Consider the following 3,568-nt stretch of genomic DNA (forward strand, 5'->3'; position numbering starts at 1 on the left):
GAATACGAATACGAATGTTTTATTCAGTAGGCCAGAGCCCCTCCTGAAGGGGTGTGAACATATAACAATTACTTATCACGTCATGACATTAAACAATGCAGCCGTACACATGCATACAGTCCTAATATAGTAATGAAGCATAATAACATTTCTATTGCTATAAGATTACGACACTTCGCCTTTTAAATGCTTTATACAAATACACACAAAGGTTTCTCAAAATATTTTCATTTTGCGTAGCTAAAAGTAGACCTAGTCGAAAAAGATTCGGGTATCTATAATACTTAAGTGGAATAAATTGTTTCCTAAGGTCATCAAAGGCAGGACAACACAATACAAAGTGTACTTCATCTTCATCTGCACTATTACATAGTGGGCAATTCATATCAACAATGTTCAAATTTTTATATCTATGACGATGAACCTTTATATCTGAAACCCCACATCTAAATTTTGTCAATGCACATTTAATAAATCTATTACAATTTATCAAAAGATAGGGTTCTCTTATATATGATGTTTTAAACGTTTTATACAATGCGAACCTATCGCTAGTTTGAATATGATCATCCCATTCCTGCCATCTACAATCAATGATCCTTTGTTTGAAGCACTGCAAAAAGTTATTAACACATCCAACGCCTTGATTATCCCACACATGTGAAAAACCATACAAACTCAGACATTTGCGAACATTTGATGCCCAAGTGTACCTACCGTTGCAATCTAATTTGTACAACATTTTATATGCTTTGAAAGGTAACCTGCTTTGTTCCATTCTTGTTAGTTTTAGCCAGTATCGAATACATTTAACATACGAATTCAGATAGATCGGAAATCTTCCAAACTCACCATATACAATATCATTGGGTGTGCGCCAGCCAACCCCCAAAAATCTTTTCATGGCAAATAGATGCACTTTTTCTGTACCAACATTTTTCTGCAAACCCCAAACTTCAGCACCATACTGGGCAATTGGTTGCACTTGGGCATCAAATATTTTAACAAAAATTGCAATGGTATTATCCTCAAACTTGTACAGTTTATTCAATATACTTAGAACAGCCTTTTTCGCCTTACTAACTAAATCATCACAGGTAAGTTTAAAACTAAGCCTCGTTGAAAAATAAATGCCAAGGTACTTATATGAGTTTACAACAGAAACTGTTGAGCCACCATAAACCCACTTTTCTCTTGAAGATAAATACCCTCCTTTTCTAAAAACAACAATATTACTTTTATCCATATTAACCTTAAGCTCAAGTCTAGAAGCTGCATTGTATAAACTATTCAACTGTGTTTGCAAGCCTATCACAGTTTCAGACAACAAAACAATGTCATCGGCAAAAAGCATTATAAATAGTTCTATGAAATCTGGGTTAAGAATCGCACCATGTCTACCATTATTAATTATTTCTAACGCTAGTTCGTTGATAAATAAGGAAAACAAAACCGGACTACATGTATCTCCTTGCTTGACCCCTCGTGTGCAGCTTATAAAATCGCTGAATTTTGCACCACATTTAACTTTGGCTTTCACATCATCATACATACTTTTAATACACCTGTACAACTTTCCCTTAATTCCATTTTTTAAGAGGACTGGCCACAATAATTTTCTGGAGATTGAATCAAACGCTTTTTCAAAATCAATGAATGCAACATACAACTTGCGATTGTTTACAAACTGCTTCTGAATAATAGCAAACAATGTGAAAATATGGTCAATAGTTGAGTAATCATTCTTGAAACCAGCTTGATGTTCACCCGTGATATTATTCACTTCTACCCACTCTTGTAATCTGCAATTGATAATTGAGCCATACAGTTTACTACTAACATTATTCAAAAATATACCTCTATAATTATTAGTATTATTTACATCACCCTTTTTATACAACGGCAACAAAAGAGATTCAGTCCAAGTCTTGGGAAAAACACCTTTGTCAAAAAGAGTGTTAAACAGTTTGGTCAAAAAGTTCACAACTTCATCACCAGCGAATTTAAAAAATTCACCCAACAGCCCGTCAGGGCCAGCAGCTTTACGGTTTTTCATTTTTCTGATAGCAAGAAGTACTTCCTCTTTAGAAATAGGCCGATCCAAGAAACTTGTATCATCATTTTCATACTGCAATTCTTCTTCTACGTTTTCTCTATCTTTTTCTAGCACACCCTTAAAATGTTGAAACCATTCACCGATAGCAATACTATTTAGGGGTTGCACTCTCTTATGGGAAATTTTGTGCATTGTCTGCCAAAACTCCTGTTGGTTCTTTACAGAATTTATAAGTTCATTTAACAGTCCATCATGAAACATTTTTTTCTTCCTACACAACAAATTCTTGTATTCCCTTCTAGCTTTACAATATGCATTTCTATCATCATGGTTCAAAGTTTTCCTAAATCTTCTCAATAGCTTCCTAACATTTTTCCTTTCCAATCTACATTCCTGATCAAACCATTCTGTGTTTCGTCTGCTATGATTGGTTACAAAGATTCTCTTTTTCATACATTCTGCTGCTTTCCTCAAAATATCATTAAACATGTCTAATGCTTTATTAACATCAACATCTATCAACTGAGTTACATATAATAATCTTTCATGAGTTTCAACTGAGTTCATAAGGTCACTAAAAAGTTGCTGATGTTCAATTTTCCAATAAAACTTTTCAATAAACTGACCGTGATCACTAATATTATTTTTGCATTTATTTTCCCCAGATAATTTATCAATGTAGAACTCTAGTGGTAGATGGTCTGATTCTATTTTTTCCGTTACATGTAGTCTACATCTCGTGAAAACGTGATCCATAAAGTCAAAGGAAGCTAAATAGTAATCATTTACACTGTTTCCTGTTTCAGATATGTATGTGTAGCGTCCTTGACGGTCGCCATTACATACGCCATTTAAGATACCTAATTCTAACGCACAGCACATATTCAGCAATAATTTTCCATAGCCATTAAGTACCATGTCTTCTGAGCACCTGTGATATCTAACTGTAATATCTGAGCGCTCCAGTACATGTTCATACATATCATCTTCATTATAAATGTTCGGGAAAATATCCATAGTTCTACTATTCAGATCGCCACATAGAAACACAAAAACATCATCTAATGATAAAATATTATCAACCAAGCATTCTTCGAGTAAGTTTATGCCATTGTCTATGTCAAAATAGGCATAATAAGGCGAACCTTCTGGGTGTACGTACGCACATACATACAAAACATCTTTAGATACGTTGAAAAGACACTTATCAAGTAGAAAAAGTAGAAAATGACCACTGTTACAAGAAAGCTCACGTACATATGGAACAATACTGTTTCTTATCAGGCAGATCACTCCTCCTGATCGTCTCCCTTGCTTCGTAAATCGAACAGCAGGTTTTATGTACATGGTGTGGTCTTTAAATAAAATAGATTGAAATTCTTCTGCAAATGTCTCCACCATACAAATGAAATCAAAGGATGAAATGTATTCAATGAAATCATTATCATTAAGTTTTGAAAACAAGCCACCAATGTTCCAATGTAGAAAAGAATAATTATTACTTCTACGGTC

Annotated in this window: 1 protein-coding gene; it reads right to left on the bottom strand. The window is 34.1% G+C overall.

The features are described from left to right. Positions 1–157: 157 nt before the first annotated feature. Complete coding sequence (locus ACOCD2_RS14400; protein ID WP_419616986.1) at positions 158–3,520, bottom strand: reverse transcriptase domain-containing protein; 3,363 nt, start codon at positions 3,518–3,520, stop codon at positions 158–160. Between the last annotated feature and the right edge of the window lie 48 nt (positions 3,521–3,568).

The organism is Thiolapillus sp. (assembly GCF_048562965.1).
In the GTDB taxonomy this organism is placed as follows: Bacteria; Pseudomonadota; Gammaproteobacteria; order Chromatiales; family Chromatiaceae; genus Thiolapillus; species Thiolapillus brandeum_A.